This is a genomic window from uncultured Negativicoccus sp., from assembly GCF_902480485.1.
In the GTDB taxonomy this organism is placed as follows: domain Bacteria; phylum Bacillota; class Negativicutes; order Veillonellales; family Negativicoccaceae; genus Negativicoccus; species Negativicoccus succinicivorans.
Genome location: NZ_CABSTC010000001.1, coordinates 32,019 through 53,824, shown reverse-complemented (window position 1 = coordinate 53,824; position 21,806 = coordinate 32,019). Strand labels below are relative to the sequence as shown.

At 48.1% G+C, this 21,806-nt stretch carries 18 protein-coding genes; all 18 read right to left on the bottom strand.

Annotated elements, in window-relative coordinates; translation table 11 throughout:
- Positions 1-1,424, bottom strand: a 1,424-nt coding sequence (locus RDN69_RS00235; RefSeq protein WP_288218074.1) for a DAK2 domain-containing protein, incomplete at its 3' end; no start/stop codon positions are given.
- Positions 1,417-2,277, bottom strand: a complete 861-nt coding sequence (locus tag RDN69_RS00230) for a DegV family protein (RefSeq protein ID WP_024048833.1) — start codon at positions 2,275-2,277, stop codon at positions 1,417-1,419. The genes RDN69_RS00235 and RDN69_RS00230, both read right to left, overlap by 8 nt.
- A 90-nt stretch (positions 2,278-2,367) precedes the next feature.
- Positions 2,368-2,706 (bottom strand): hypothetical protein, encoded by a 339-nt coding sequence (locus RDN69_RS00225; protein ID WP_024048832.1) that lies wholly within the window; start codon positions 2,704-2,706, stop codon positions 2,368-2,370.
- A gap of 10 nt (positions 2,707-2,716) precedes the next feature.
- Positions 2,717-3,670 (bottom strand): alpha/beta hydrolase fold domain-containing protein, encoded by a 954-nt coding sequence (locus tag RDN69_RS00220; RefSeq protein WP_024048831.1) that lies wholly within the window; start codon positions 3,668-3,670, stop codon positions 2,717-2,719.
- Positions 3,667-6,018, bottom strand: coding sequence for an endonuclease MutS2 (locus RDN69_RS00215; RefSeq protein ID WP_288218073.1), 2,352 nt, complete (start codon positions 6,016-6,018; stop codon positions 3,667-3,669). Before RDN69_RS00215 ends, RDN69_RS00220 begins: the two co-directional genes overlap by 4 nt.
- A complete protein-coding gene (locus RDN69_RS00210; protein WP_288218072.1) occupies positions 6,018-8,399 on the bottom strand; it encodes a DUF3656 domain-containing protein in 2,382 nt (793 codons plus the stop codon). Before RDN69_RS00210 ends, RDN69_RS00215 begins: the two co-directional genes overlap by 1 nt.
- Positions 8,400-8,503: 104 nt before the next feature.
- Positions 8,504-10,219, bottom strand: a complete 1,716-nt coding sequence (locus tag RDN69_RS00205; RefSeq protein ID WP_024048828.1) for a proline--tRNA ligase — start codon at positions 10,217-10,219, stop codon at positions 8,504-8,506.
- Entirely contained in the window at positions 10,216-11,289 is a 1,074-nt protein-coding gene (ispG, locus tag RDN69_RS00200) for a flavodoxin-dependent (E)-4-hydroxy-3-methylbut-2-enyl-diphosphate synthase (RefSeq protein WP_034436447.1), read from the bottom strand. The genes RDN69_RS00205 and ispG overlap by 4 nt, the downstream gene beginning before the upstream one ends.
- Before the next feature lie 14 nt (positions 11,290-11,303).
- Positions 11,304-12,341 (bottom strand): RIP metalloprotease RseP, encoded by a 1,038-nt coding sequence (gene rseP, locus RDN69_RS00195; protein WP_024048826.1) that lies wholly within the window; start codon positions 12,339-12,341, stop codon positions 11,304-11,306.
- A 12-nt stretch (positions 12,342-12,353) separates the two neighbouring features.
- Complete coding sequence (gene dxr / locus RDN69_RS00190; protein WP_024048825.1) at positions 12,354-13,511, bottom strand: 1-deoxy-D-xylulose-5-phosphate reductoisomerase; 1,158 nt, start codon at positions 13,509-13,511, stop codon at positions 12,354-12,356.
- Entirely contained in the window at positions 13,508-14,323 is an 816-nt protein-coding gene (locus RDN69_RS00185) for a phosphatidate cytidylyltransferase (RefSeq protein ID WP_024048824.1), read from the bottom strand. Before RDN69_RS00185 ends, dxr begins: the two co-directional genes overlap by 4 nt.
- Before the next feature lie 2 nt (positions 14,324-14,325).
- Complete coding sequence (locus RDN69_RS00180; protein ID WP_024048823.1) at positions 14,326-15,045, bottom strand: isoprenyl transferase; 720 nt, start codon at positions 15,043-15,045, stop codon at positions 14,326-14,328.
- On the bottom strand, positions 15,029-15,292 hold the full coding sequence (locus RDN69_RS00175; RefSeq protein WP_024048822.1) for a hypothetical protein: 264 nt from the start codon (positions 15,290-15,292) through the stop codon (positions 15,029-15,031). The genes RDN69_RS00180 and RDN69_RS00175 overlap by 17 nt, the downstream gene beginning before the upstream one ends.
- Positions 15,289-15,846 (bottom strand): ribosome recycling factor, encoded by a 558-nt coding sequence (gene frr / locus RDN69_RS00170; protein WP_024048821.1) that lies wholly within the window; start codon positions 15,844-15,846, stop codon positions 15,289-15,291. Before frr ends, RDN69_RS00175 begins: the two co-directional genes overlap by 4 nt.
- Positions 15,839-16,570: a UMP kinase gene (pyrH, locus tag RDN69_RS00165; protein WP_024048820.1), complete on the bottom strand. Its 732-nt coding sequence runs from the start codon at positions 16,568-16,570 to the stop codon at positions 15,839-15,841. Before pyrH ends, frr begins: the two co-directional genes overlap by 8 nt.
- A 52-nt stretch (positions 16,571-16,622) precedes the next feature.
- Complete coding sequence (tsf, locus tag RDN69_RS00160) at positions 16,623-17,270, bottom strand: translation elongation factor Ts (protein WP_024048819.1); 648 nt, start codon at positions 17,268-17,270, stop codon at positions 16,623-16,625.
- Between the two features lie 33 nt (positions 17,271-17,303).
- Positions 17,304-18,074: a 30S ribosomal protein S2 gene (gene rpsB, locus RDN69_RS00155; protein WP_273259766.1), complete on the bottom strand. Its 771-nt coding sequence runs from the start codon at positions 18,072-18,074 to the stop codon at positions 17,304-17,306.
- A 144-nt stretch (positions 18,075-18,218) separates the two neighbouring features.
- A complete protein-coding gene (locus tag RDN69_RS00150; RefSeq protein ID WP_024048817.1) occupies positions 18,219-21,800 on the bottom strand; it encodes a PolC-type DNA polymerase III in 3,582 nt (1,193 codons plus the stop codon).
- Positions 21,801-21,806 lie beyond the last annotated feature (6 nt).

Genomic DNA, 21,806 nt, shown 5'->3' with positions numbered 1-21,806 from the left:
TTCGGATCGGCGAGCACAATCGGATCGAACGCGCCGGTGGCGATGGAATCCTCGAAAATAATGCCCATATAATCATCTTTGGCAATTTTGACGCCATCTACCGAACTGTCTCGCACCGCTTGAGTAATGCCTGCCGCACGGATGTGTTCAAGCTCTTCGCACATGCGTTCCACATTGCTGGCCACATCATTATTCGGATCATATTGCATAGCTACCGCGGCACCTTCTGCAGGATTTGCAGTCGGCACAATTTGTAATTTTTCGCCGAGGATTTTTTGCGCCTGTTTGGCGGCAAGAATAATATTTTTATTATTCGGCAAAATAATATAGTTGTCCGCGTAAAGAGCGTCCAGCGCCTGCATAATTTCCTGGACGGAAGGGTTCATGGTTTGCCCACCGCTTAACACTTCGGCATGCATATTTTTCATGATTTCTTCCCAACCGTCGCCGGATACCACAGCCAATAAGCCTAATGCTTTTTTCTCATTACTGCGAGCGATATTTTTATTTCGTTCAAATTGGTCCATCATGTTATCGACTTTAATATCATGCAGCGTGCCCCAATCGGCTGCCATATCCAGTACATGCCCCGGACGTTGGGTGTGAATATGAACTTTTAACAGGTTGGTACCTTCGGCAACAACCATCGATTCGCCCCATGCCTCCAGTACTTTACGCGCTTCCGCACCTTTGATTTTAGCCGGTTGGAGAATAAATTCCGTACAATACGGATAATCAATCGAGAACGTTTCACCTTTTACTTGCAATTTTTTAACGGCAGCCGGCACCTGTTCCTGAGTAATGCTTACTTCGCCTGTCAATCCAGCCAAGCAGCCTTCTAAAAACAGCAGTAAGCCTTGTCCACCTGCGTCCACGACATTGGCCTCTTTTAAAATCGGCAATTGTTCAGGTGTCTGCGCCAATGCTTCTTGACCGCTTTGAATCGCCTTGCGCAAAACGTTACTGAAGTCACGCTCCGTGCGAGTTACGTCACGCGTTCCTCTCGCAATGCCGCGTGCGACCGTCAAAATAGTACCCTCGACCGGCTTTACGACCGAACGGTATGCGTATAAAATCCCATACTGGAATGCTTTGCCCATCTGCCGGGAAGATGCCTGTTTTTTACCGCGCAAACCTTTCGCCAAGCCCTGGATAATTTGCGATAAAATGACGCCGGAGTTGCCGCGTGCGCCCATAATAGCACCGGTGGCTGCCGTTTCCGCAATGACACCGATAAATTCACTGTCATTATTGACAATCATGCTGTACATCGAACGTAACGTGTTCAGCATATTGGTGCCCGTATCACCATCCGGAACAGGAAATACATTTAATTCATTGATCGCTTCATAATTTTCTTTAAATGCCTGATAAGCGCCGATCAGCATTTGTTTATAATGTGTGCCGTCAATTTCACTATACATGCGCGCCCTCCTCGGTGCCGTCTTCATGTTCCCATTCCACCATCATGCCGACCAACTGCGGGCCCAAGTGTGACGCCAAGACCGGCGATCCTTCCGAGTGCGTAATAGTGACATCGGGAAGTTCGCTTTCCAATTCTTTTTTGAATTGGTATCCCAGCTCATCCGCCAAAATAGTGGCAACGTGCAGACGTTTTACAGGACGGGACATCGCTTTTTCTTTCATCTTTTGCATTGCCCGTTTTGTGGTACGTACTTTATCGAGTATGCCGATCGCATCCGATTCAAGATAAAGAATCGGACGGATTTGTAAAATCGAACCTACTAAGCTTGCGACTTTACCGATACGGCCGCCACGTTGCAAATATTTTAAATCGGTGGGCACAAACATTGTAATCGAATTAGCAATATTTTCATGCAGTTGCGCCACAATAGTGTCGAAATCTTTACCTTCTTCGATCATGGCTAGCGCTTCTTCCACCAGAATCTGCATGCCGCCGTTGGTAGAATGCGAGTCGATCACTGCAATTTGTTTCCGTTTTGATTGTTTCGCTGCGACCCGGGCCGTCTGCGCTGTACCGCTGACGATCTGAGTAAGCGTGATAATGATGATCGGATCCTCTTCAGGAATCGAGTTAATAAGTTGCAACCACTCGCCAATAGACGGTTGACTGGTCAGCGGTTGAATTTTCGTGGCTTCATAACTTTCAAAAACTTCTTTTGTGCTGATGCTGTTGTCATCCACAGATTCACCACCCCCAAGCGCAATGTGCAGGGGGATCATGTGCAGATTGTCATGACGTTCCACAAACTCATCACGCAAGCATGCGGTCGTATCACAAATAATATGAATCATGTACATCTCCTTCATTTTTTGGTAACGCGCTTTAAGCGTTTTCCTTATTATTGTACATTATTATGTATTTCGTAACAACTTTTATACCTTTTATACTTTGCGGAGATGTTTCTCATAGTATTCGACGGGAATTCCGTTAGCCGCCAATATGTACTCCAGCAATTTACCGCGTTCATGCGCAACATGCATCGCCGGCACTTCAAAGGGATCCAGTGAAACATGTACCTCGTCGCCATCAGCGAAATACCCGATAACGCCTTCCCCCAGTACTTCATCCAAGTTTTTGCGCTCCACTTTTGTGCAAAAGCTTTCTAATACTTCCGTAGCTGCTTTTGCCATTGCTTCGCGCATTTCGCAAAACTGTTCCGCCTGATCCTCAGGAATTGGAAAACCGCCTACATCTACCATCTTTTCTGTACTGTTCAACATAATTGTCTCCTTAGCGTATAATTGTAAATCCGCGGCCTTGCGGATCGGGTGCTTTGCCCATAATGATTTTTTTAATCATTGCAAATGCCTGTCGCCCCTCTGCCACGAGAAAGTGCGGATAAATGTGGAACATTCCATTATGTTCGTAATAATTGATCGGTACATGCGCTAATGTGGCTTGATTTCGTAATGCCAATGCATTCGGATACAGCGTATCCGCCGTTCCTGTGAAAACGCTCAACCGCCCGATACCTGACAAATTTCCGTACAGGGGACTATACCGTGGGTCATCGTAATCTTGGTTGGGCACCGCCATCGCGGCACATTCACGTAATGCTTCCACGGATATAAAGGGATCATCCTGTTCATAGATATCGAGGCGTTTATCCGATATATTCATATCCACCCAAGGCGAGATCAAAATTAAGTTTTCCGGGGCCGGTACACCGCTTGCGACAGTTTCCTGCGCTAAGCGTAACGCTAACGAACAGCCCGACGAATCCGCTATGATATGGATCATGGCATCCTTGGGAATCGTTTTATACCAGCGTTGATAGGAGGCAAGAATCGCCTGAAAGCATACTTCCATATTTGCTTCCGGTAACAGCGGATAAATTGGCACGGCGAGTTCCGCCCCCAATGACGACGTGATTCGATCGGCGAAAAGCCAGTACAGGAAATACATCTCCATTAAAAAGCCGCCGCCATGTACATAGTACAAATACTGTTTGTTATTTTCTTTTGATGCCGCAATACGGACGGTACGAATACCGTCCTTTGTCGTATCGGTTACTTCATGGCGTTGTGTTAGCCAATGCGGTACGGTGGCATCCCACACCAACTGTCGCTTGATAATCCAACTCAGGATATCACCGTCGGTCCATTCCGTCAGTGCCTTCACTCCGCTTAAGCGCAACAACCATTTGACCGCTCGACTGCGTGAACTTTCCTCTACGCTATTCATCCGAGTGTCACCACTGTCACGCCGCTGCCACCGGCCACTGCCGGTGCGAATGAAAAGGATTTTACATAAGGAATTTTGCGTAATTGTTCGTGAATCCCTTTGCGTAATGCGCCGGTACCTTTCCCATGAATAATTTCCACCGAGGTCAAACCCGCCAGCATCGCCGCATCCAAAAAAGCGGCTACTTGCGGTTCGGCATCCGCCACCGTCTCTCCGATCAGATTAATGCTTTGCGCCGCCATACGCATTTTCGGAGCTACTGTCGTGCTGCGAATCCGTTCTTTTGTTTTTACTTCCTTTGGCTTTGCTTCTTGCGGTAACGGGTAAAATAAATTTCTGGCCGCCACCGTAATCGGCAGACCGGCTAAATCAACTTTGAACTGTTTCCCCTGGATATCAATCACAGTGCCTACCTTTTCCAACGTATCTACATACACCGCTTGCCCGATTTCGATCTTGCGAAGCGGGATTTTTGTTCGTTCATTTGCGCTCGGTATCGACAAACGGTCAATCGCTTGCCGCTTCTCATCAACGACCGCCTGCTGTTTATCTTTTGCCTCTTTAGCGCTGCGTTTCAAATCTTTAATGATTTGTTCGGCATTCACTTTAAGCTCACGCTTTAATTGCCGCGCATCATCACGTGCTTTCTGCAAAATGGCTTGCTTTTTACGCTGCAATTCCTGGTTGCTTTCATTCCATTTGGCATGCGATTTTTCCGCTTTAGCAAGCCGCGTTTGTAAGTCTTCCTCCATACGGGAAAGTTCGCGGCGTTTATGATTCAGTTCTTCAAGCACCGTTTCCATTTCATAATACGCGGAAGCTTGTTTCAATTCCTGCGCGCGAGCCAACACTTCAGGAATCATGCCCAGACGTTTTGTAATATTGAGCGCCTGACTGTTCCCTGCAATACCGATCTGCAAACGGTATGTGGGTGTAAGTGTCTCATCATCAAATTCAACATGCGCATTTTCCATGCCGGGATGCGTATAAACGTACTGCTTTAACTCACTGTAATGCGTGGTTACCATGGCGAGCGACCCCAAGCGATGGAAGTACTCCAAAATCGCAATCGCAAGTGCCGCGCCTTCCACAGGATCCGTTCCTGATCCTAACTCATCCAACAACACCAGATCGTTGCTGCCTGCCTCTTTCATAATTCGAATCAGGCGGCTCATGTGCCCGGAAAACGTGGACAAATTTTCTGCCATATTTTGTTCGTCGCCGATCGCCACCCAAATATTTTGGAATATAGGTAAAACCGCACGTCCCGCAACAGGGATAAAAAGTCCCGCTTGATTCATCGCCGCTACTAGACCTACCGTCTTTAGGGCAACCGTCTTGCCACCGGTATTCGATCCGGTTACCACCAAAATAGAATACCCGTTACCGATTTCAACAGTGATGGGTACTGCACTTTGTTGGGGTAAAAGCGGATGGCGAACGGACTCTAAAAGAACTTCAGCATTGGTGGCAGGTTGCGCTGACCGTCCGTGATCCTCCGCCGCAAGGTAGCCTCGTGCCAAAATAAAATCCAGCTCTGTGGTGCATTTTTCTGCATGCATCAACGGTTGCGCTACCTGGGCCACCTGCTCGGAAAGCACCGTCATTAGCCGCACAATCTCCGTATGCTCCGCCAAAGCTGCTTCTTGCAAATCATTATTTAATTCTACCGAAACGAGCGGCTCAATATAAAGCGTTTGTCCGGTTGCGGAACGATCATGCACAATCCCCGGCACCGCATATTTATATTCCGCTTTAACCGGCACGACATAGCGCTCATTGCGCTGTGTGACCAACGCTTCCTGTAAATATTTAGCAGTGGTACGATCCTGGATCATTGCTTCCAGTGAATGCTTCACGCGTTCCTGCAACCGTTCCTGAGTGCGACGCAATTGATTCAGCTTAGGACTTGCGGTGTCGCGCATCCGACCACGTTCATCAAACATCGTCTCAAGCCGTGCTAAAAGTTGCGGTTGCGGCTCAATTCCTGCCGCAAGTGCTGTCAAACGAGGCGTTTCCTGCGACGCCATAAAGCGGTCGCGAATTTCTTGATAGGCTTCCAGTGACGAGCGAATCGCCAGCACTTCTTCCACCGTTAAAATCCCTTTTTTCTGCGCTCGTTCCAGTGACTGCCGAATCATCCGCAAGCCTCCGAAGTGCGGCGTCTGTGCATTTTGAATCAGCAGTAGTGCCTCCGCCGTTTCAGCTAGGCGTCGTTCAACCTCTCTCGGATCACTGCTGGGATACCATTGCAGTGCCCATTCCTTGGCACCGTTCGATGCACAACGCTCTCGTAACCGTTCTTGAATTTTTCCGTAATCTAAGGCCTCTAACGTCTTACGTTCCATTACATAATCCCTCGTTGCAAATGTCCGCGCGTTGCCTGCGGGAACACTTCATTCGTAAACTCGGCGTCTTGTAACCATAGAGCCGTGTAAATTTTGACTGCTTGCGCCAACTCATTTTGTGAAAGCAATGCCGCATCTATGACCACTTTGTGAACACCGTATTGCGAGAGACGGGCGAGCGCCGGCGCCATATCTGTAGGCACTGAATTGAAAATATGCATACGCCCGAACTGATCCGTCTGCAAAGGGAATTCCTTTCCCAATCGATCCCGCAGTGACCAATTCCGCACTCCATGATCTGTACATTTTTCGTCTCCATAGGCGCTATATAAATTATTTTCGGTCACCATTAATTCTGTGCGACCGCAAGCGTATACTCCCAATGAGCCGTCGTATTGGCGTAAAATTCCACGAATTTGTGCCAGTGTAAGCTCCTGTGAAAGAAAGATGGCGCTCGCACCATGTTGTTGCCAAAAGCGCAACGATTCCTGATTAAATACATTTAGCGTCGGCGCTACATAAAAAGGCATCTGCGGCGCGAACTCTGCCAATCGTTGCGCATCACTGTACGCATGAATCAAAATAAAATCCGGTTGTGCGGCAACCATATCTTGAAGCATACAGTCAACTTCAGCAGCTTCTTTTTGTCGCGTCAGACGCGGCATAGCCAGGCCTACGCGAGCATGATGCTGCCGCGAACGCATTACCACTTGAGCATAATCTTGTGCCGTATACGTTTCACCGGTAAATATATCGCCACCAAAAATAATTTCGTTGGCTTTTTCTGCCAATGCCGTTTCTACCTGTGCAAGCGTTCGAGCTCGTACTACTACACTTTTGAGCGATGGTAGCACATGCGGTTTTACTCTGTCGTAAACCGTCGGTACCGCCTGAAAATGACGTTCTTTATAGGTTTGCAAAATAGCTTCTGTTAATGCTGTCTGTGCTTGCGTACGCACATGATTCAAAACACTTTTAGGCAGCATAAAATGGCCTTCCGTTAAAGTCACACCCTCCAGTACAAAAGCAGTGTTGCCCAAACGTGAAAGTTGCGTTTTTACAAGATTCAGATCTGTCGGCTGTGTGCGAGCCATCGGTACGTTGAAATCACTTACAATTTCAACTGCAATACCTTCTTCTGTACGAACCTTCACCCGCAGCGGTTCACCGACAACGGCATGCACATCCCAGTAGGTAGGAATGGCGATGATATCCGCTGTAACATTTGCCGGCTGCTCCGAAGATTGCCAATAAAGTTTTGTGTCTTCCTTTGGAAATTCGGCATAGTGGAAGTACAACTCTTTTTTCCCAGATTGATACGTTACATCTTTACCGGCGACATAACATAAACCACCGTCTTTGGCGATATATTTATAGACACCGTTTGCGTTCGCCGGAATATGCGACATCGCAAACACTGCCAATTCCTTGTTTTTATCAATTTTTGTAAGAATACCGATCGGTTCGCCATGATAGTTCGGTGCAAAACGTGTTAAATAATCACGACCGACGGAGTCGTACCAATACGCTTTTGTAAAACCGCGATTAAAACTTTTAGCCAACATAGTTTGCGCGACCTGCGCATTGATTTCACCGTCGATCAGTTGCCGATATGTTTTCACCGTAGTATATACGTAGGGAATTTGCTTCATTCGTCCTTCGATTTTAAGCGAGGCGACTTTAGTTTGCGCAAGTTCCGCAATAACATCCGTTGAAATCATATCCTTGGGACTTAATACATATTGTTCCGCCGCAGGATTCTTACGTCCGCCGGACGCATCCACCAAGTCATACGGCATCCGGCAAGGCTGCGCACATGCGCCGCGATTACCGCTGCGGCCACCGATAAAGCTGCTCATCAGGCATTGACCGGAATACGATACACATAGCGCACCATGAATAAATATTTCAATCTCAATCGATGCCTGCTCTGTAATCTCTTGAATTTCCGTCAGGGAAAGCTCACGCGCTAAAACGACTCGCGTAAACCCTTCCTTCGCTAAAAATTCCACCCCTGCAAGATCGCTTACCGACATTTGCGTACTGCCGTGAATAGCAAGCAGCGGCGCTTCGCGACGAATGATTTGGGCAACACCGATATCCTGTACGATAACGACGTCCACAGAAAGCTCCGCAAGCTCACGGATAAAATGTTTAAAAGGCTCCGTTTCCGCATCCGCCACCAATATATTAACGGTCACATAAACGGCCACATCATGTAAGTGGCACAACGTCACCGCTTCCCGCAGTTCCTCGTGATCGAAATTTGCTGCACTTTGGCGTGCGCTGAATGCTTTCCCGCCGAGATATACTGCATCAGCGCCGGCAGCAACCGCCGTTTTTAAATGTGCCAGCGACCCTGCTGGCGCTAATAATTCCATTGTTTCACCTCTTCAAGTCTTTATTATAACATAGGCCTTTGACGCAGCCGTCAGTGCTACAAATAAAAAAGAGTCGATGCATCGACTCTTTTTTATTTGTGCCTTTATGCCAGTGATGCTAACAAGTCTTGCACTGTTGACAAAGCTTTGTCAGACTTCACTTTCGTGACTTCACCACTCCGACGAACCTTGATTTCTACTTCGCCGTCTTCAATGAATGTTTTACCGACGGTCACACGAACAGGATAACCGATCAAGTCGGCATCTTTGAATTTGATACCGGCTCGTTCTTTACGATCATCAAAGACCGTTTCGATGCCCGCCCGAGTCAACTCATTATATAATTGTTCCGCCGCCTGTTGCTGTTCTTCATTTTTGCTGTTAGCTGCTACGACGACCACCTGATACGGCGCAATCGCAACCGGCCAAATAATCCCATCGTCGTCATAACTTTGCTCAATTGTCGCCGCCATCGTCCGCGATACGCCGATACCGTAACAACCCATATAAAAGGGGTGCGACTTGCCGTTTTGATCCAGGAACATGGCTCCCAGCGACTCGCTGTACTTTGTGCCCAATTGAAATACCTGACCGACCTCAATACCACGGTCAATAGTAATATGACCGCCGCATTTCGGGCACACATCTTCATCTGTAATCAGACGAATCGTTTCCACGCGCACATCGGGGAAATCCCTTTGCGGAATGACATGTCGGAAATGCGTGTCCGCTTCGTTGGCGCCGCTGACAGCATCCGTCATTTGCATAACTTTCGGATCTACAATAATTTCCAAATCATCCGACGGCGTCAAGCCGATCGGGCTCAGGTACCCCGGGATAAGGCCATGAGCCTGTAGTTCTTCATCACCAGCAAGTGGCAATTCCACAGCACCGACTAATCCCGCCACGCGCACATCATTGACTTCTGCCGTGCCCGGAACAACGGCCATGACCAATTTCTTTTCTGCCTGGTACATAACGACTTTAATCGTTTGTGCAGCATCAATTTGTAAAAATTGACACAATGCCTCGATTGTTTTCTGATTGGGTGTCGCCACTTTTTCGAGCTCTACGCCGGCTGCTTCGCTTTCAATATCCGGTGTTTGCGGACATGCGACTTCGATATTTGCCGCATAATCACAATCATGACAACGTACAATAGCCGCTTCGCCGGACTTGGCAAAAGCCATAAATTCATGTGAGCCGCTGCCGCCGATGGCCCCTGAGTCCGCCTCTACCGGTCGGAAATCCAATCCGCAACGCGTAAAAATGCGACTATACGCATCATACATCTTTTGATAGCTGACTTTCATGCTTGCCGGGTCAGCATCAAACGAATAGCCGTCTTTCATAATAAATTCGCGGCTTCGCATTAATCCGAAACGAGGCCGAACTTCATCGCGATATTTATTTTGAATTTGATACAAAGTAAGCGGTAATTGTTTGTACGAAGAAACATCCATTTTGACCAGCGTGGTTATCATCTCTTCATGCGTCGGTCCAAGGCAAAATTCCCGCTGATGCCGATCTTGGAGACGGAACATCTCTTCACCGTAGGCCCCCCAGCGTCCCGATTGCTGCCAAATTTCTGCTGGCTGAATAATCGGCATCATAATTTCCTGCGAATCGATAGCGTCCATTTCCTCTCGCACGATCGTTTCAATTTTACGCAACGTGCGCCAAGCCAGCGGCAAAAATGTATATAAACCTGCACTGAGTTTACGGATAAACCCCGCACGCAACATCAGTTTGTGACTCATTACCTCCGCATCTGCCGGCATTTCACGTAACGTGGGACTATATAATTGAGATGCTCTCATACCTTTTTCTCCTCCGCTAGATATTGATCAATTTCATTCATTAGTTCGTCGACTAAATCATCCTCAGGAACAGTTCGCAGCACTTTGCCTTTGCGGAACAAAACGCCTTGGCCATTGCCACCGGCAATTCCGAAGTCCGCTTCGCGAGCTTCCCCAGGACCGTTGACGACGCACCCCATGACGGCTACACGCAATGGCGTTTTAATACCTTCCAGACGTTTTTCGACTTCCGCTGCCATCGGAATTAAATCGACTTGACAACGTCCGCAGGTCGGGCATGAAATCATGACCGCCCCATACGTAGAATAACCGGCTGCCTGTAAAATCATTTTCGCAACCTTTACTTCTTCTACGGGATTGGCTGTCAATGACACACGAATCGTGTCGCCGATACCGTCAAGCAAAAGAGCGCCGATCCCCATCGCTGACTTAATACTGCCGCGCATCACCGTGCCCGCTTCCGTCACGCCCAAATGGAGCGGATAATCGCACTGATCAGCAAGCGTTCGATACGCTTCCACCATCATGGGAACATCCGTGGATTTCAGCGAAATTTTCATTTCACGATAATCCGCCTGCTCCAATATCCGAATATGTTCCAATGCAGAAGCTACCATTCCCTGTGCGGTCGGATGGCCGCCGTAGGATTCCAGAATATGCTCAGGTAATGATCCCGCGTTAATACCGATACGAATGGGAATGCGTTTCGGTTTGGCTTTCTCGACCACTTTCAGCACATTTTCCATACTGCCAATATTGCCGGGGTTGATCCGCAAACCGTCAACACCGCTGTCAATGGCATCCAGAGCCAAGCGGTAATCAAAGTGAATATCGGCTACCAACGGCACTCTGGTTTGCGATTTAACCTGCTTCAACGCGAGCGCGCTCGCCCGATTCGGCACCGCCAAACGCACAATGTCACAACCGGCATCCGCAAGTTCATTGATTTGCTTTACCGCCGCTGTGATGTCCGTCGGGGTGAATGTCGACATCGATTGAATAGATACTGGTGCGCCCCCACCGATCGCTACTTGTCCTATATGAATTTGTCTTGTTTTTCTTCGTGTCATTCTATCACTTCATGTCATTTCAAAAATCGTAAGATATCGTTACTCGTCGCATAAATAAAAAGTGCACCTAGAAGAAGCATTCCCGTCATCTGAATATAGTACAGGTATTTAGGAGGTAATTTTTTACCGATAATTCCCTCTACCACAATCAGCAATAAATGACCTCCGTCCAACAGGGGTACGGGCAATAAATTAAGTAGTCCCAAGTTAAGACTCAATACGGCGGTAAACATCAATAAATTGGCAAAACCGGTACGCGCAATGTTGCCTGCCATTTGCGCTATACCGACAGGTCCTGCCAATTCGCTGCCGGAAACTTTCCCGGTAATCAGCTGACCGATGCCTTTCCACATCTGCGCGGTTAAGTTCCATGAACGTTCTGCACCGTACTGAACGGATTCGAGTAAGCCGACCGGCCGCGTTTCAATGACCGGAAGGATACCAAGTACTACACGTCCGTTATCGCTTCCGGGAATCACTTGTAACGTCAGCGGTTCGTGGTTACGTTCAACTCGTAACGTAACCACTTGCCCACCCCATTTTTGCATATGGGGAGAAATTTCATTCCATTGCCGGATTGGCTCCCCCTGAATCGCTACAATGCGATCGCCGGGCACCAATTGATGACTTGATGCAGGCGCCTGTGTAAGAACTTCACCGACGATCGGTTCATCACTCGGTGTAGAAACACCGTATGCGCTAAACAGACCGCTGATCAAAATAATGGCCAGAATAAAATTCATAGCCGCACCGGCCACGATCACGATGAAACGTTTCCAAGCCGGTTTATACACAAAGGCGCGACGCGGATCGACCTGATCCTCCTCAACCTGCTCTTCCGTCATGCCTGCAATGCGATTAAATCCCCCGAGAGGAAAGGATCGCAAAGAGTATGTTGTTTCTCCCACGCGCTTTGACCACAACTTACTGCCGAAACCGACCGCAAACTCATCCACTCGCATACCGGTCAATTTAGCTGTAATAAAGTGTCCCCACTCATGCACAAGAACAATCACGCCAAATACAAAGATGGTCGCGATAATAGTCAGCAAAGTATTCCTCCGTTATTTCGATAATGTCGCAATAAATTCCGTCGCTCGATTGCGAATGGCCCGATCAGCCATCACAATGTCTTGCCAATCACGCAATGGTGTCGGCGTATGAGTTACGACCATTTCTTCCGTCACGGTAAAAAGATCCGTAAAGGAAATTTTATCTGCAATAAACGCCTTTACCGCTTCTTCATTGGCCGCGTTATAAACTAATGTCGCCGATTGTCCCATGCGCCCTGCCTGATACGCCAGCGGCAAGGAACGAAAAACGTCTGTGGCCGGCGGCTCAAATTCCAGTGTGCGTTGCGTATCCCAATGCAGCGGAGCGTTATTAATCGTCCATCGCTCGGGATACGAAAATGCCAGCTGAATCGGTAATTTCATATCCGGAACACCCAGCTGAGCAAGCACCCCGCCATCCCGCAAACGAATCATCGAGTGAACAATACTCTGCGGATGTACAACAACTTCTATTTTATCATAGTCGACGGCAAATAAATGATGGGCTTCGATAACTTCCAACCCCTTATTAAATAAGGACGCGGAATCAATCGTTATTTTTTGTCCCATCTGCCATGTCGGATGCTTTAAACAATCGGCAACGGTTACATTGGCAAGTTGCGCCGCACTATAGCCACGGAAAGGTCCTCCCGAAGCCGTCAATATGACATTTGCCAACGCGTCTTTGGGAACTGCCTGTAAACATTGAAAAATCGCGCTATGTTCACTGTCTACAGGATAAATGGTAACATCTGCCTCTACTGCTTTGCGGTTAACCAGATCGCCGGCGGCTACCATCGTTTCCTTATTCGCAAGAGCAATCACTTTGTGTGCATCAATCGCAGCTAACGTAGGCGCGATCCCGATAGCGCCCGAAATGGCTACCAAAACGATTTCGGCATTAGCTGCCGCAGCCGCTTCTGTTAACGCTTCCGGTCCGATGATAATTTTTGTCGGACCGGTATAAGTAGCTCGCAGCTGCTTCCCGGCTTCCCTATCCGTTACCGCAACCAGTTCAGGATGAAACTCCTCGATCTGCTGCCGCAATAAATCAGTGTTACGATGAGCCACCAATACGGTGGCCTGTAATTTATCCGAATGCTCACGAATAACTTCTAAAGCTTGCGTACCTATCGATCCGGTACTTCCCAATACCGCAATTTTTTTCATAAGTCACCTATCAAAAATAAAAGCAGCGAGTACAACACCGGTGTAACGAATAAAAGGCTGTCAAAACGGTCTAAAATACCGCCGTGCCCCGGCAATATATGTCCCGAATCCTTAACATTTACGTAGCGCTTCAAAAGTGATTCAAAAAGATCTCCTGCCGGCGCGACCATCGCTACCGCCATAGCTAAACCGAGTGCAAAAGAAAGCGGTACTTGACCGGCGTACGCATATATGAGCAATCCCACTATTGTAAAAAGGGCACCGCCGATAAAACCTTCAAGCGTTTTATGCGGGCTGATTTGCGGAACCACCGCTTTGGTTCCAAATCGTTTGCCGGCAAAATAAGCACCCGTGTCGCTCATCCACGTTCCCAAAAGCGCAAACCAGACCCAAAAAGTGCCGGAGCCGAATGCCGCTCCATGCAAAAACGACGCGCTACGCAACAAAAGCAATGTGCTAAAACCGACACCGATGTACAACACGCCGCCGATAGTGAAAAACAGTGATAAAAAGTCCGGCGCACGTCGTAAACAAAATGCTACGAGGAACAGACATGGCAAAATCGCCGGCAAAAGAATCAATAAAAAGATACCGCCGACAGTCTCCGCACCGACAATCATCAACGTCATGACAATAGTCATCACGATAGCCGATGCATAAATTTGCCGCTGTTGCAAAATATGTTTATATTCCAATAATGCTAAAAAAGCTAAGCCCCATACCGGCAGAGCCAACCAAATCCCGCCCAAATAGATAAGCAGGAGAAAAGCGGCGACACCGATAAGTGCTGTAATAACGCGTGTTCGTAACATATTTACTCCTCTCCCTGCAAGCCTCCAAACCGTCGTTCACGACCTGCAAAGGAGGCGATCGCCAGCGCTAAATCCTGCGGCGAAAAATCCGGCCATAGAGTATCGGTAAAATAAAGTTCCGCATACGAAATCTGCCATAAAAGAAAATTACTGATGCGCTGATCGCCGCCGGTGCGAATTAATAAATCCACATCCGTCACGGCAGACGGATACAAGTAGCGCTGAAATTGTTCCTCCGTCAATGTCGATGTTTTCTTTTGCGCAAAGTCATCCGCATATCGGCGTGCCGCCTGCAAAATTTCTTCACGGCCCCCGTAATTGAGTGCGATATTTAAAACTAAGCCGGTATTTTTTTCCGTTGCCGTTTCAAAACGTTCTATTTTCGCAATTAAGTCGGCGCTTAATCGTTCTCTGTCGCCGATGACATGCGCTTGTACATTGTGCTCGTTTAACTCATCAATATAATGTTCTAAATACCAGCTGAACAGGCGCATCAGCAAAGCGACTTCCGTAGTAGAACGCCGCCAATTCTCCGTAGAAAAAGCATATAAAGTAAGTGTTTTTATACCCTGATCCGAAGCTGCACGGACAATCGTTTTAACATTTTGAGCGCCTGCTTTGTGCCCCATTCGCCGAAGTTGTCCACGCATTTTCGCCCAGCGTCCGTTGCCATCCAAAATAATGGCTACGTGAGCCGGCAATGAATTAGGCTTTGACGACATATTGTTCCCCATATTGCTTGCTAATGTATGCATTTACCTCATCACTATAAACTTGTTTGGCACAAGTGACGATCGACTGATTATCTATGCATACTCGTACGACGTATTGATGTTGCGGAGCAACGATATAATGGCGGCTGTCTTTTTCCGTTTCTGAAAATGAATAAAGCAGACCTCTTTCGTGCAGCGCATCTGCCACTTCACCAAGAGGTCTGCCCAGCCACTGCGTAGAAATAGCAGTACTCAAACTTCGAGCACTTCCTTTTCCTTCGCTTCTACCAGTCGATCGATTTCTTTCATCTTTTTATCGGTCAATTTCTGCACATCGTCAGTGGCCACTTTTACCTGGTCTTCCGATACGCCGTCTTTCTTTTCTTCGCGTTTCAATTGCTCGTTACCGTCACGACGCACGTTGCGAACTGCAACCCGTGCTTCTTCCGTGCGCTTATGCACCAATTTAACTAACTCTTTACGACGTTCTTCGGTCAATTGCGGAATGTTCAGGCGAATTTGCGAGCCGTCATTATTCGGCACCAAGCCCAAGTCTGACATTTGGATCGCTTTTTCAATAGCTCCGAGCATGCTTTTATCCCACGGCTGAATCAACAGCATGCGCGGTTCCGGAATGGAAACTGACGAAACTTGAGTAACCGGAGTCGGAACACCATAGTAGTCCACCATGATGTTTTCCAAAAGACTTGTGTTGGCGCGACCGGTACGAATGGTGCCAAATTCAAACTGCAAGTTTTCAATCGCTTTATCCATACGCGTTTCCAAGTCCAGCATGATTTCATCAAACATTTTCGTCGCCTCCAATATACGTACCAATCCGTTCCCCCATGCTTGCTTTTAAAATGTTGCCCGGGGTGTCAATATTAAATACAATAATCGGAATATGATTATTCATGCACAGAGTAATCGCCGTGTTGTCCATCACACCCAATTGTCGACGCATGACTTCAAAATATGTCAGCGAGTCAAACATTTTTGCGTCGGGGTTGGTTTGCGGATCCGCATCATATACGCCATCCGTACCACGTTTTGCCATCATAATAGCGTCCGCTTCAATTTCCGCCGCACGTAAAGCGGCGGTTGTATCGGTAGAGAAAAAGGGATTGCCCGTGCCGCCGGCAAAAATGACAATTCTGCCTTTTTCCAAGTGGCGAATCGCCCGTCGACGAATATACGGCTCCGCTACCTGACGCATTTCTATCGCTGTCTGCACACGGGTGGATGCACCGATTTGTTCCAACGCTTCCTGCAATGCCAGGCCGTTGATCACGGTCGCAAGCATCCCCATATAGTCTGCTGATGCGCGATCCATACCCTGGGCGCTGCCGGAAATACCTCGCCAAATGTTACCGCCGCCGCAGACCACTGCAACCTCTACCCCGTTGTCCGCTACCGCCGCAATTTCTTTAGAAATCGATTCGGTGACAATCGGATCAATACCATGCCCCGCTTCGCCGGCGAGAGCTTCTCCGCTGACCTTTAATACAATTCGACGATACTTCCTTGCTTCCATAATAAACCTCCGCATCTGCACCTAGAAAATAAGAGAACACATGTGTGTTCTCTTATTGATTCATCGTGGCCATTACTTCGGATGCGAAGTCGTCTTGCCGTTTTTCAATTCCTTCGCCGAGTTGATAACGTGTGAATCGACGAACACTGATATTTTCACCGATCTTCGCGATCATTTCGGTGATCATTTGCTGTACCGATTTGTCCGTATCTTTAACGAATTCCTGTTCCAATAAAACGTTTTCGCGATAGAACTTTTCCAGTCGACCTTCGGTCATTTTATCGACGATCGCTTCCGGTTTACCTTCGTTCAGAGCTTGCTGACGAAGTACTTCGCGTTCATGATCGATCGCTTCCTGGGGAACATCTTCCCGTGTGAGATAACGCGGATTCGTCGCCGCAATTTGCATCGCGACATCTTTAACGAGTTGCTGGAAATCTTCCGAACGGGCTACGAAATCTGTTTCGCAGTTGACTTCTACCAAAACGCCGATACGGCCGTTTCCGTGAATGTAAGATGCGACCAAACCTTCCGCCGTTACGCGGTCCGCTTTTTTTGCGGCTTTGGAAAGGCCTTTCTCACGAAGATAGTCTACCGCTTTTTCGAGATCGCCGTCCGTTTCCACCAAAGCACGTTTGCAATCCATCATGCCCGCGCCTGTTTTCTCGCGTAATTCTTTCACCAAGCTTGCTGTAATCATTCAGGCAGTCCCTCCTTATATATTTGTTGTACTTTATTCCGCTGTTTCTTCTGTGGTTTCTTCGGTAGCTTCTTCCGCGCTGTCTTCCGCTTTCGGCTCCGCTTCCGCTACTTCGTCCTGCTCGCCCTGGCGGCCTTCCAAAACAGCGTCCGCCATTTTACCGACCAACAATTTTACGGCACGGATCGCATCATCGTTCGCCGGAATCGGAAAATCGATTTCATCCGGGTCACAGTTGGTATCAACCGTAGCAATAATCGGAATATTGAGTTTCCGTGCTTCCGCTACCGCGATCTGCTCTTTCTTCGGATCAATGATCACGAGAGCCCCCGGTAAACCTTTCATATCTTTAATACCGTTGAGATATTTTTCCAGTTTGCTCATTTCACGGCGCAAACCGATGACTTCTTTTTTCGGTAAGAGATCGAAACGGCCGTCTTCTTCCATTGCCTTCAGTTCCTGTAAACGTTTGATACGCAATTGGATCGTTTTGAAGTTGGTCAACATGCCGCCCAGCCAACGTTCTTTTACGTAGAACTGGTTGCAACGTTCCGCTTCTTCCTGAATAGTGTTCTGGGCCTGTTTTTTCGTCCCGACGAACAATATCGACTTGCCCGATGCCGCCAAGTCACGAAGGAAATCATAGGCTTCGTCTACTTTTTTAACGGTCTGCTGCAGATCGATAATGTAAATACCGTTGCGTTCCGTGAAAATGAAACGTGCCATTTTCGGGTTCCAACGACGAGTTTGGTGTCCAAAGTGAACACCGGCTTCCAACAATTGTTTCATAGATACTACTGACATTTTACTACCTCCTGTTTTTTACCTCCGCCGCTTCCTCTCCGACAGGGCCCGGGTCATCCGGACACAGCTGTCTGAATCCATCGGCGTGCGTATTTTGACCTGTACAAGTATATCACAGCTTACGGTAAGCCCGCAAGTGTAGGATTAACCAAATAAATTTAATTGTTCTTCATCAGGCATTCCCTCCAAGGCGCCCATTTCCGTTAGTGTTTCCACAATCGTCTGGCTGACCTTACCGCGTTTACGCAGGTCTTCTTTTGATGTAAACGGTCCGTTTTCACGCGCCGCCACAATTTCTTCCGCTACGGTTTCGCCAAGTCCCGGTACGCAGGAAAGCGGCGGTAACAACATCCCATCTTCCACCACAAAATCGCGCACGTGGGAACGGGCAAGATCGATGGGTTTAAACCGGAAACCGCGTTGGGCCATTTCCATCGCCACTTCAATATTCGTGGCGGAATCCTTTTCTACCGCACTGGCGTCGCGGCCTTTGGCCTGAATGTATTTCCACATTTTTTCTTGGCTCGCCAACCCCGGTAAGATCGCCTTGCCGTCAAAAGAACCGCGCGCACGTACGGTAAAGTATGCTGCATAGAATGCCAGCGGATGGTAGATTTTAAACCAGGCAATACGGAAGGCCATCATGACATATGCCACCGCATGCGCCCGTGGAAAGAGGTACGAGATTTTTTTGCAGGAATTGATGAACCATTCCGGAATTTTTTCTTTGCGCAGAGCTTCTTCATTTTTGCTGACAGGTTGACCCTGTTTATTTTTCTTTTCGAGACCGCGTCCTTTCCGAACATTTTCCATGACGTTGAACGCAATTTTGGGTGCCACACCGTGCTGAATTAAATAGTTCATCACGTCATCACGGGTTGAAATCGCGTCTTCCAGCTTGACTTCGCCGGCCGTAATCAAATCCTTGGCATTATTAAGCCACACATCCGTGCCATGAGAAAATCCGCTGATACGTACCAATTCACTAAAATTTTGCGGGTGTGTGTCTTCCAGCATCTGGCGTACGAATTGCGTACCGTATTCCGGAATCCCCAACGTCCCGACGGTATCTCCATTTAATTGCTCCGGTGTCAGCCCCAGCGCTTCCGTCGAAGAAAAGAGACTGATGGTGGCGGGATCATCAAACGGAATTTCTGACGGTTTGATGCCCGTCAAATCTTCTAAAATACGAATGACGGTCGGATCATCATGCCCCAGAATATCGAGCTTAACCATACGGCCTTCGATGGAATGGTAGTCAAAATGAGTCGTGATGATGCCCGACTCTTTTTTATTGGCCGGATGTTGAATCGGCGTAAATGCCAAAATATCCATATCGCGGGGACAAACCATAATGCCTCCCGGATGCTGGCCGGTGGTATTTTTGACCTTGGTGATGCCAGTCAACAGACTCTCCGCATAGATATCATTCGTCACCAATTGCCGTTGCTCCGCGTACTTTTTTACATAGCCAAAGGCGGTGCGATCTTGAATACCGCTGATTGTCCCGGCGCGAAACACATTGTCGCGCCCGAATAATTCTTCCGTATATTTGTGCGCTTGCGGCTGATAATCACCGGAAAAGTTCAAATCAATATCCGGTACCTTATCCCCTTCGAATCCCAAGAATACGGCAAACGGAATGTTGTGACCGTCTTTGTGCAATGCAGCGCCACATTTTGGACATGCTTTATCCGCAAGATCGAACCCGCCGCCGACGGAACCGTCCGTGATGAATTCGCTGTATTGACATTGCGGACACAAATAATGCGGCGGCAACGGATTTACTTCCGTAATATCCGCCATGGTTGCCACAAAGGAGGAGCCGACCGAACCGCGTGAACCGACGAGATAACCATCTCCTAAAGAGTGGGCCACCAACTTATGCGCGATGTAATACAACACACCGAAACCGTTGCCTATGATCGCTTCGAGTTCACTTTTCAATCGCTCTTCTACGATCGCCGGCAAAGGGTCACCGTAAAGGCGCTTAGCTTTTGCATAGCACATGCGTTCAAGCTCGGTGTCCGAGCCGCTGATCTGAGGTGAATATAATTTTCCGTCAGCAGGAAGCGGCGCAAAGTCTTCCACCAGTTCGCTTACTCCACGGGTATTGCTGACAACGACTTCAAATGCCTTGGTCTCGCCGAGGTAAGAAAATTCTTCCAGCATTTCTTCCGTCGTACGCAAATAAAGGTCCGGCAATTGTTCGGGCTCACCGGATTTACCCCATTTGCTGAGTAAAATTTCGCGATAGATTTTATCTTCATCAAACAGATAATGCGAATCGCAAGTTGCACAGACCGGTAAATTCAGTTCTTCCCCCAGACTGACAATAACTTCATTCAGCTTCTGCAAATCGCGATCCGTTTTTATGTTGGGATAGCGATCATCCTGTAAGAGAAAGCGATTGTCCCCAATCGGCTGAATTTCCAAATAATCGTAGTAACTGGCAATTCGCAGTTGCTCCGAGCGCGGCAAATCGTCCAAAACGGCGCGGAACAATTCTCCCGCAACGCAGGCCGAACCGACGATTAATCCTTCGCGATTCTCGTCTAAGATTGCCCGCGGAATGAGCGGCCGTTTTTTGAAATACCGCAAATGCGAAAGCGAAACCAGTCGGTACAAGTTTTGCAGACCGACGCGATTTTTCGCCAATAAAATAATATGAGTATATTTTTGCTGATCGCGCGTAATATCCGCCGGGATATCTTCAATCAGGTAGCCTTCCATCCCGTAAATGACTTTGACACCTTTTTCCGCCGCCAATGCCTGCACTATAGGGAATGATTGGACAACACCATGATCGGTAATGGCGACCGCGGGATGATTCCATTCTTTTACCGTGGTCAACAAACGGTCCACATCAATCAGCGCGTCCGTACTCATTTTGGTATGGAGGTGCAATTCGACGCGCGGCGTCGGATGATTATCCTCATGACTGTACGTCCCGGTCGGCACCAACATTAAATTGGAAAGCTGCATAACCAAACCGCCCGAATATTTATCCTGGCGCACTTCGCCGCGTGCCCGTACACGTTTGCCACGACAAAGATTTTTTTCCAAACAGGAAGTATCCTCTCCTTTTTCAAAGAAATACTGCGCCGCCAGACCGTTCGTGTCATCGGCCATTTTTAATTTGAGCAATTTACGACCTGTCCGCAATTCGCGAACTTCAGCCGATACAACATCCCCTTCAACGATGACGGCTGCCATTTCTTCGTGAATTTCCCGCATCGCAAGCGGTGTCGCTTTAATTTTGCGTTTGCCGATCAAAAGCTCCGGATCGCCGCCTGTTTTCGCTTGAGCACGCGCCTGCAAAAATCGATCATCATACAGCAAATTTTGCCAACTGCTTGACACATCCGTCGTACTTACGGACGGTGCCGCATCCGTGCCCTTGGTTTCCGGTTCGGGAGTCGCCGCTTCTATCGAGGCCGGTTCTGAAGTCATCCCTTCTTGTGATACCCCATTCCCCTGCCCAAATGAAGCTTGCTTCCCTTTGTCCGACGGAGCCGCGCTATTTTCATCAGTTGGGTCGGGAAGCACTGTACGAGTAACCGTTTCACCGTCTACTTTTAGCGTCACAGCCGGCGGTACAAATTCATTTATTTTTTGCGGCGTAAAATCCGCTGTTTTGGTGATTTCCCAAGTTTTCCCTTTAATGTCGACAATTAACTCTTTAAATTTCACCGGTTTTCGAGGAACAAATTTATACTTACGCAACGCTTA

What these genes read in the sequence shown, in the direction of transcription:
- rpsB (WP_273259766.1), bottom strand. Translation starts at nt 18,074, where the DNA reads ATGTCAGTAGTATCTATGAAACAATTGTTGGAAGCCGGTGTTCACTTT.
- pyrH (WP_024048820.1), bottom strand. Translation starts at nt 16,570, where the DNA reads ATGGAAGCAAGGAAGTATCGTCGAATTGTATTAAAGGTCAGCGGAGAA.
- ispG (WP_034436447.1), bottom strand. Translation starts at nt 11,289, where the DNA reads ATGACACGAAGAAAAACAAGACAAATTCATATAGGACAAGTAGCGATC.
- RDN69_RS00225 (WP_024048832.1), bottom strand. Translation starts at nt 2,706, where the DNA reads ATGTTGAACAGTACAGAAAAGATGGTAGATGTAGGCGGTTTTCCAATT.
- RDN69_RS00230 (WP_024048833.1), bottom strand. Translation starts at nt 2,277, where the DNA reads ATGATTCATATTATTTGTGATACGACCGCATGCTTGCGTGATGAGTTT.
- RDN69_RS00210 (WP_288218072.1), bottom strand. Translation starts at nt 8,399, where the DNA reads ATGGAATTATTAGCGCCAGCAGGGTCGCTGGCACATTTAAAAACGGCG.
- RDN69_RS00185 (WP_024048824.1), bottom strand. Translation starts at nt 14,323, where the DNA reads ATGTTACGAACACGCGTTATTACAGCACTTATCGGTGTCGCCGCTTTT.
- dxr (WP_024048825.1), bottom strand. Translation starts at nt 13,511, where the DNA reads ATGAAAAAAATTGCGGTATTGGGAAGTACCGGATCGATAGGTACGCAA.
- RDN69_RS00180 (WP_024048823.1), bottom strand. Translation starts at nt 15,045, where the DNA reads ATGTCGTCAAAGCCTAATTCATTGCCGGCTCACGTAGCCATTATTTTG.
- frr (WP_024048821.1), bottom strand. Translation starts at nt 15,846, where the DNA reads ATGTTTGATGAAATCATGCTGGACTTGGAAACGCGTATGGATAAAGCG.
- RDN69_RS00205 (WP_024048828.1), bottom strand. Translation starts at nt 10,219, where the DNA reads ATGAGAGCATCTCAATTATATAGTCCCACGTTACGTGAAATGCCGGCA.
- tsf (WP_024048819.1), bottom strand. Translation starts at nt 17,270, where the DNA reads ATGATTACAGCAAGCTTGGTGAAAGAATTACGCGAGAAAACAGGCGCG.
- RDN69_RS00215 (WP_288218073.1), bottom strand. Translation starts at nt 6,018, where the DNA reads ATGGAACGTAAGACGTTAGAGGCCTTAGATTACGGAAAAATTCAAGAA.
- RDN69_RS00220 (WP_024048831.1), bottom strand. Translation starts at nt 3,670, where the DNA reads ATGAATAGCGTAGAGGAAAGTTCACGCAGTCGAGCGGTCAAATGGTTG.